The organism is Nocardioides sp., assembly GCF_031422975.1.
Lineage (GTDB): Bacteria > Actinomycetota > Actinomycetes > Propionibacteriales > Nocardioidaceae > Nocardioides.
The window spans coordinates 1-7,112 of the sequence record NZ_JANPEO010000530.1 but is presented as its reverse complement, the minus strand read 5'-3'; the positions used below and the strand labels follow the sequence as shown (position 1 = coordinate 7,112).

At 71.0% G+C, this 7,112-nt stretch carries 9 protein-coding genes; 2 read left to right on the top strand and 7 right to left on the bottom strand.

The annotated features are described in order from the left end of the window. A partial coding sequence (locus RMO85_RS15830; protein WP_310529684.1) for an alpha/beta hydrolase occupies positions 1–547 on the top strand: 547 nt, incomplete at its 5' end. Here RMO85_RS15830 and RMO85_RS15825 read toward each other — a convergent pair. Continuing rightward, entirely contained in the window at positions 533–1,471 is a 939-nt protein-coding gene (locus RMO85_RS15825; protein ID WP_310529683.1) for a tetratricopeptide repeat protein, read from the bottom strand. The genes RMO85_RS15830 and RMO85_RS15825 overlap by 15 nt on opposite strands. A 73-nt stretch (positions 1,472–1,544) precedes the next feature. On the opposite strand from RMO85_RS15825, the gene RMO85_RS15820 reads away from it, so the two are divergent. Beyond that, positions 1,545–2,126, top strand: coding sequence for a GtrA family protein (locus tag RMO85_RS15820; RefSeq protein ID WP_310529682.1), 582 nt, complete (start codon positions 1,545–1,547; stop codon positions 2,124–2,126). Positions 2,127–2,144: 18 nt separating this feature from the next. Here the strand turns inward: RMO85_RS15820 and RMO85_RS15815 are convergent, their stop codons facing one another. The 6 genes from RMO85_RS15815 to RMO85_RS15790 form a co-directional block, all read right to left on the bottom strand. After that, positions 2,145–4,688, bottom strand: coding sequence for an MMPL family transporter (locus tag RMO85_RS15815; RefSeq protein WP_310529681.1), 2,544 nt, complete (start codon positions 4,686–4,688; stop codon positions 2,145–2,147). 1 nt (position 4,689) lies between these two features. After that, positions 4,690–5,340 (bottom strand): TetR/AcrR family transcriptional regulator, encoded by a 651-nt coding sequence (locus RMO85_RS15810; RefSeq protein ID WP_310529680.1) that lies wholly within the window; start codon positions 5,338–5,340, stop codon positions 4,690–4,692. Positions 5,341–5,397: 57 nt separating this feature from the next. Continuing rightward, positions 5,398–5,745 carry an MGMT family protein gene (locus RMO85_RS15805; RefSeq protein WP_310529679.1) on the bottom strand — a complete coding sequence of 116 codons (348 nt, stop codon included), beginning with the start codon at positions 5,743–5,745 and terminating at the stop codon, positions 5,398–5,400. Positions 5,746–5,754: 9 nt separating this feature from the next. Next, complete coding sequence (locus RMO85_RS15800) at positions 5,755–6,270, bottom strand: PH domain-containing protein (protein ID WP_310529678.1); 516 nt, start codon at positions 6,268–6,270, stop codon at positions 5,755–5,757. Positions 6,271–6,286: 16 nt separating this feature from the next. Next, a complete protein-coding gene (locus tag RMO85_RS15795; RefSeq protein WP_310529677.1) occupies positions 6,287–6,457 on the bottom strand; it encodes a hypothetical protein in 171 nt (56 codons plus the stop codon). Positions 6,458–6,541: 84 nt separating this feature from the next. Beyond that, positions 6,542–7,112: ArgK/MeaB family GTPase (locus tag RMO85_RS15790; RefSeq protein WP_397204098.1), on the bottom strand; the 571-nt coding region annotated here is incomplete at its 5' end.

Here is a 7,112-nt window from a genome sequence, read left to right as displayed (position 1 = left end):
CCGCGACGCGCGCCGCGTTCTCGACCACTTGCGCGACAAGGCTGGCGGGCACGTGGTGGCCCACTCCTACGGCGCCAACGCCGCGCTCCTGGCCGCCCAGGAACACCCGGACCTGGTGCATTCCCTCGCGCTCCTCGAGCCGGCCTGCTTCGACCTCGCGCGCGGACAGACGGCAGTCGAGGAGCACATCGCGGCGATGAGGCCAGTCTTCGAGGTGGCCGACGCCGCCGGCGTGTCGACGCGCGACTTCTCGCTCAGGTTCGCGGCCGGCATGGGTTTCGACTCACCCGACCTGCCCGACGACGTGCTCGAGGAGAGAGTCAGCCGACTGCGGGCCATGCGTCCGCCGTGGGACGTCGGATTGCGCGGCCTGAGCACGAAGACCCTCGTCATCACCGGCGGTGAGCGGCCGCTCTACGAGGAGACTGCAGAATCCCTGGAGAACCTGGGTGCTGAGCACCGGACGTTCAACAGAGTCAGCCACCGCGTGCAGGACGACCCCCGCGCCACGCCGACCCTCAGGAAGTGGTTCTCAGAACAACGCTGACGCGAGGTTCCGTCGCCCGGCCAGCACCCGCTCGTCGTCGTTGCCGACCGCCGCGAAGAGCCCGAGCAGGTGGTCGCGGGCCCTCGTCCGGTCGGCGTCAGCGGTCCGGGCGACCAGCGCCACCAACCGGGCGAACGCGTCCTCCACGTGTCCGCCGAGCAGGTCCAGGTCGGCCACCATCGTCTGCGCGTCGACGTCGTCGGGCGCCGCGGCGGCGGCGGCCCGCGCGGCGTTCAGGTCAGCGCCCTGGGTCCGCTGCAGCACCTTGGCCATCGACAGGCCGGCCGTGGCCTCGGTGTCGGCCGGGTTGGCGTCGACGAGCTTCTGGTACTCGGCAACGGCGAGGTCGATGTCGCCCTCCCCCAACGCGTCCTGCGCGGCGGCGTACCTCGGGTCGACCTGCTCCTCCTCGCCCTCGACGGGCGCGACCCCACGCGGCTGGTGGCGGCCGGTGACGCCCTGGGTGGTGAGCTGCTGGCCGACCTGCGTCAGCGCGGTCCGCAGCTCCTCGATCGGCACGACGTCCTGGAAGAGCGGCATCGGGCGACCGTCGACCACGGCGACGACGAGCGGGATCGACTGGATCTGCATGGCCTGCGCGATCTGAGGCACGGCGTCGATGTCGACGAGTCCCACGAGGTAGCGCCCCTCGAACTCGCCCGACACGGTCGCCATGTCCTCGGCCAGGTGACCGCTCTCGGGCATCTTGGTGCGCGAGAAGAACACCAGCAGCACCGGTGCCGCCATCGACGACTCGATCACCTGCTGGAAGTTCTCCTCGGTCACGTCGAGGGAGTACGCCGAGTGGGCGACGCCGGAGCTCGACGGGGTCCCGCCGGGAGCACTGGAGGCGGGAGGCTGTGCGGGGCGCTTGAGCGCCGAGAGGTCAATCGCACCGGGACGGGAGAACGGCTGCTGCGTCATGGGGCCATTCTTCCGTGTCTGCCCAGCCGGGGCGAATGCGCCCCCAGCCACCTGTCGCCGGTAGCCTCGCCGCGTGCCCGCCGCCGCCCTGATCGCCCGCCACCGACACAACGTCGTACTGCTGGCGCGCTTCGGTGTGGTCGGCGCCTCCGGAGTCGTGGTCAACCTGCTCACCCTGATCGTGGTCAAGCGACTCGGTCCCGGCTTCGACGAGGCGGTCTTCGGGCTGCCGATCGGCGAGTTCAACCTCCGCTGGTACCACGTCTACTCCACCGTGGCGTTCTTCGTCGCCAACCTCTGGAACTTCCAGCTCAACCGCAGCTGGACCTTCCGCAGCGCCGGCCACACCCCGTGGTGGAGGGAATACGTCCCGTTCCTCGCAGTCGGCCTCGCCGGGCAGGCCATCGGCCTGGCACTCCTGACCAGCCTCCTGCACCCGCACTCGCTGTTGAGCCTGCCGACCTCCGTCCTCGACGACTCGAGCGGCTTCCGGACCCGCCTCTACTGGGCGCAGCTGATCGTGATCGCGGTCGTGACCCCGCTGTCCTTCGTGATCAACAAGCTCTGGACGTTCGCGGCCGTCCGCACCGATCACCGGGAGCTCGCCGACCCCATCCACGTCAGACACCTGGCCGACAGCGATCCCGACTCCTAGCAGAGCGCCAGCAGGACGCTAGACGAGCACGTCCTCGCGCTGCTCCGCCTCGCGCCGCGGCGGCCGCTGCTTGTCGACCAGCGCCGACCCCTCGACGTCGAGGTGCGGCAGCAGCCGGTCCAGCCACACCGGCATCCACCAGATCTTGTCGCCGAGCAGCGACATGACCGCAGGCGTGAGCGTCATCCGGATCAGGAACGCGTCGAGCAGTACGCCGACGGCGAGCCCGAGCCCGATCGGGCGGGCCATCGTCATGTGCGAGAAGACGAAGCCGGAGAAGACCGCGACCATGATCAGCGCGGCCGCCGCGACGACACGAGCGCCGGACGCGAAGCCGCTCCGCACGGCCTGGCGAGCATCCTGGCCGTGCACGTAGGACTCCCGCATCCCGGACACGAGGAACATCTGGTAGTCCATCGCCAGCCCGAACAGGATGCCGATCAGCAGCGTCGGCATGAAGCTGAAGACGGCGCCGGGGCTGTGGACGTCGAAGACGCCACCGAGCCAGCCCCACTGGTAGACCGCGACGATGACGCCGAAGCTCGCCACGACCGACAGCAGGAAGCCCGCGGTCGCGAGGACGGGCACCAGCACCGACCGGAAGACGATCATCAGCAACACGAGCGAGAGCCCGATGACGAGCGCGACGTAGAGCGGCAGCGCGCCGGCCAGTCGCTCGGAGACCTCGATGTTGGCGACGGCCTGGCCGGTCACGCCGAGGTCGACGCCCGCGCCTGCCAGCTCGTCGCTCACCGGACCGCGGAGCTCGTGCACGAGCGCCACGGTCTGCTCGGCCGACGGACCCTCCTGCGAGACGACCTGGAAGGCGACCGTCCGACGGTCCTCGCTGACCCCGATGGGAAGGACGTCGCGGACGCCCTCGACGGCCGCGATCTCCGTACCGATCCGCGCCTCCTCGGCGACGAGGTCGCTCCTGGCAATCGGCGACTCCACGCTGGCCGAGACCAGGATCGGGCCGTTGGCACCGGTGCCGAACGCGTCGGCGACCCGCTCGTAGGCCCGGAAGGCAGTCGAGTCACGGCTCTCGGAACCACCGTCGGGCAGGCCCAGCCGGAGCGACAGGGCTGGCACCGCGAGCGCACCCATGACGATGACGACGGCCACGATCGCGGCGGGCGCACGCCGGGTGACCGCGTCCACCCACTTCTCGGGCCAGCCGTCGTGGTGGGGTTCGCCGAGCGAGGCTGCCCTCGCAGCCTTGCGGGGCACGGCCCGGCCACCCGCCAACGAGAGCAGGGCGGGGGTCAGGGTCAGCGCCACCAGCACCGTGACGGTCACGGTCGCCGCGGCCAGCAGGCCCATCTGGATCAGGGTCGGGATGCCCGACACCAGGAGCGCGGCCAGGGCGATGATCACGGTTGCTCCGGCGACCACGACCGCCGTACCAGCCGTGCCCGTGGCCAGCCCGATGCTGTGCCGGATCTCCTCGCGAGTGGTCTGCGCGCCGTCGCGGACCACGTCGGCGAGCTGACGGCGGTGCCTGTTGACGATGAAGAGCGCGTAGTCGATGCCGACCGCCAGGCCGAGCATGGCTCCCAGCACCGGGGCCATCTGCTGGATGTCGAGCCACTGCGTGAGCGCCATGGCGCCCATCAGGCTGGCGCCGACGCCGGCGAACGCGATGGCCAACGGCAGGCCCGCCATCACGAACGAGCCGAGCATCACCAGCAGCACCGCGGCCGCCACCGCGACACCGATGAGCTCGCCGATGCCGCCCACCTGGGTGACGAAGACCAGCTCCTGGCCGTAGTCGACCTCCACGTCGGCGCCGGCGAGCTGCTCGCCGGCCGCGGGGACGAGGGCGAGGTCGTCGGGCGAGATCTCCTGCATGCTCTCGTCGAAGCGGATCTGGACCAACGCGGTGGTGCCGTCCTTGCTGACCAGCCGGATCCCGTCGCCGAGGCCACGGAGCGCGGCGGCGTCGGAGTACTTCTGCTGTCCGTCCTCGAGCCGGGTCCGGGCGCGGTCGAGCTTGCGTTCCCCCGCCGCCAGGGTGGCATCGAGCTCGGCCTGGCCGTCGATACGGGAGGGCAGCGTCGCGTTGTCCGGGTCGGTGCGCTGCAGTCGGGCGATGTCGCGCTCGCCCTCGCCGATCAGCCAGCGGAGCTGCGCGAGGTGTCGGGCACCCCGGTCGAAGGTGCGGCGGCCGTCGAGCAGCTGCGCCTCACCCTCGGCGAGGTCGGCCGAGCCCTGGTCCAGCTGCCGCTGGGTCTCGAACGGGTCGACGGTGCCGGTGACGTGCGGCAGGGTGCGCCAGTGCGCCATGGTCGCGTCGATGGCCCTGCGCTGGGCCGGCGTGAAGCCGCCCTCGCTGTGCAGCACCACGGTGCCGGTGCCGCCGGCGACCTCGGGGATCTGCTCGCCGAGCTCGTCGAGGACCTGCGCGAACTCGCTGTCGGGCAGTTCGAACTCGTTGGTCAACGGCCGCTGGAACGACAGCATCGCGCCGGCCACGGTGCCGAGGATCAGCACCCAGGCGACGACCACGGCGACGGGGCGTCGGGCGGCACCCAGGCCGAGGCGGTAGAGGAAGGAGGCCATGTCAGTTGTCCTTGTCGGTGAGGGCGCCGGCTTCGTCGAAGCCCGCGAAGAGGAGGTCGAAGGCTCGACGGGTCGCGTCGTGGTGGCGTCGGGTGACCGACGCGTCGCTGGGGTCGGCGTCGGGCGTCTCGGCCACGACGAGTCGCGTCATCCGGGTGAGGATGGCGCCGGCCGAGGCAGCCAGGGAGGCGACGTACACCGGGTCGGCGTCGGGCCCGAGTCGGTCGCGCAGACCGGCCTCGAACGCGTCGATCTGGGAGTCGGAGAACTCGCGCAGGAAGCGGCGGGTCGCCGGCGACGCCTCGGCAGCGCGCTCGAGCACGAACGCCTGGGCGAAGACGGGGTCGTCGAGCAACCCGCCCAGCACCGCGACGATCGAGTCGCGCAGCGGCTCGCTCGGGGGTCGCGCGACGAACGCGGCGACCGTGTCCTCGGTGACCTGCTCGATGGAGGCGGTCAGCACGTCCTCGACCCGGGCGAAGTAGTTGAACAGCGTGCGGCGTGACACCCCCGCCTCTGCGGCGATCCGCTCGGCGGTCAGGGCGTCGATGCCCTCCGTCGCGACGATCGCGACGGCGGCCTCGCCCAGCGCCTGTCGGGTTCGCTCCTTCTTGGCAGCGCGGAGCCCGAGCGAGGGCAGATCCAGGTTCATAGCTGCACTGTAGGGCAATTTTGCATGACAGTGCATGTTTGAGGCGAGTGAGCGTGCTCACTCCCCCGGCGGGTCGAGATCCGCCACCGACTCGCGCCACCCGACGGCCAGCCGGGCGAGGTCCGCCCGGTGCTCCGTGATGCGACAGCCACCACCACCGGGCGAGAGCTCGATGCCCTCCTCGAGCCAGTGCGGGCGCGCGCGCTCCAGCAGGTCGGGCGCGAACCCTCCGGACGCGTTGGTCACCCGCCACCAGGCCACCCCGTCGCCGTGGCGGCTCATCACGGCGCCGACCTGCCGCGGCCCGATGCCGACGATGCGCCCGAGGTCGCCGTACGCCGCAACGCGACCGGGCGGGATCAGGTCGACCGCCCTCAGGACCAGCTCGACGAGGCGCTCGTCCATCGCTGGGGCTCAGTTGGTCACGCGGGGGCCGCGCAGGCCCGAGCGCTGGACGACCCGCTGGATGGCGAGGTCGCGCTCGTCGGGGCGACCGACGAAGCGGATGTCGCGCAGCCCCTGCTCCTGCGCGGCGGACTCGAAGACGAAGTGCCCGAAGCCCAGCAGCCGGCCGTGCAGGGGCTTCTTGACGGTGATGTCGAGGATCCGCGACAAGGGCATGGTCGCAAGCTGCTGGGAGAGGACGCCGTGCACGCGGAAGACCCGCATGTTGGTGATCACGAAACGGTCCATGTGCTCGCTCAGCGCGCGCCAGGCGGCGTGGGCCAGGATCGCGAGCGCCAGCGCGAAGGGGAACCACGCGAGATCGAGGTCGACGAACGGCACCGCCACCACCAGCGCGAGCGCTGCCACCGTCTCCACGACCGGCAGGGCGTAGACGATGCCGTGGTGACGGACCTCGTCCACGATGACCTCCCCCTCCTCGCGGAGCAGGTGCCGGCGGATGTTGGGGTCGAAGACGCCGCTCACGTCAGCACCCCCCGGATCACGAAAGGGCGCCGACGAAGTCGATGATCGCCGTGAAGAGCTGCTTGGCCAGGACCCAGGCCTGGTCGGCCGTCGACTTGGCTGCCTCGGCGAGGCCGTTGGGGTCAGTGAACATCCAGAAGCCGAGGAACACCACGACCAGTGCGATGACGACCTTCTTCAGGTTCATCGGGGGTACTCCTCGAGAAAGCAGTGCACAGGACGGCTCCTTGTCTACCAGCAACTGGTCGGTTGAGCGTGGAGGCTCGCGGCCTCAGGACTCGTAGGCGGCCAGGAGTGTGTCGGCCGCCGCGTAGGGATCGGACTCGTTGGCCGCCACCGTACGCGCGAGCTCGTCGAGCTCGGAGCGCCCGTGCACATCGCCCCACTTGGCTCGTAGCGCCGTGACCGCGATCGCCTCGATCTCGTCGCGCGCCCGGCGCGTACGTCGCGTGGCGAGCTCGCCTGTCGCCGTGAGCCAGGCGAAGTGCCGGTCGATCTCGGCGACGACCTCGTCGAGGCCCTCGCCGCGGACGGCCACGGTGGAGACGATCGGCGGCCTCCACGCGCCCTCGCGACGCTCGGCGAGCGCCAGCATCGACCTGAGGTCACGACGGACCTGGTCGGCTCCGTCCCGGTCGGCCTTGTTGACGACATAGAGGTCGCCGATCTCGAGGATCCCGGCCTTGGCAGCCTGGATCCCGTCACCCATCCCGGGTGCGAGCAGCACCAGCGTGGTGTCTGCCAGGCCGGCGATCTCGACCTCGCTCTGGCCCACCCCGACCGTCTCGACCAGGATCACGTCGCAGCCGGCCGCGTCGAGCACGCGCAGGGCCTGCGGTGCC